Below are 620 nucleotides of genomic sequence, written 5' to 3'. Positions count from 1 at the left end.
CGGTTACGGCTTTGAGCCCAACCAGTGGCCCAACCAGCGGAGGCACTAGCGTGACCATTACCGGAACCAACTTCACCGGAACTACCGCGGTGACATTTGGTGCTACGGCTGCTACAGGCTTTACCGTTAACTCTGCAACACAGATCACGGCGACCGCACCGGCAGGAACAGGCACCGTTGATGTTCGCATCACTACAACAGGTGGCACCAGTGCGACCAGTGCCAGCGACCAGTTTACCTATGGCGCTGCACCAACTGTAACGGCTTTGAGCCCAACCAGCGGCCCTACCAGCGGAGGCACTAGTGTGACCATTACCGGAACCAACTTCAGCGGGACTACCGCGGTGACCTTTGGTGCTACGGCTGCTACAGGCTTCACCGTTAACTCTGCAACGCAGATCACAGCGACCGCACCGGCAGGAACAGGCACCGTTGATGTCCGCATCACTACAACAGGTGGCACCAGTGCGACCAGTGCCAGCGACCAGTTTACCTATGTCGCCGCACCAACGGTTACGGCTTTGAGCCCAACCAGTGGCCCGACCGGTGGAGGCACTAGCGTGACCATTACCGGAACCAACTTCAGCGGGACTACCGCGGTGACCTTTGGTGCTACGGCG

General features: G+C 59.4%; 1 protein-coding gene. It reads left to right on the top strand.

From position 1 onward, the window contains the following. A partial coding sequence (locus OQX63_RS23275; RefSeq protein WP_265853175.1) for an IPT/TIG domain-containing protein occupies positions 1–620 on the top strand: 620 nt, incomplete at both ends.

Source organism: Pedobacter sp. PF22-3 (assembly GCF_026239555.1).
In the GTDB taxonomy this organism is placed as follows: domain Bacteria; phylum Bacteroidota; class Bacteroidia; order Sphingobacteriales; family Sphingobacteriaceae; genus Pedobacter.
Note: the sequence above shows the minus strand (reverse complement) of the source record. Positions and strands in the feature narration are given on the sequence as shown.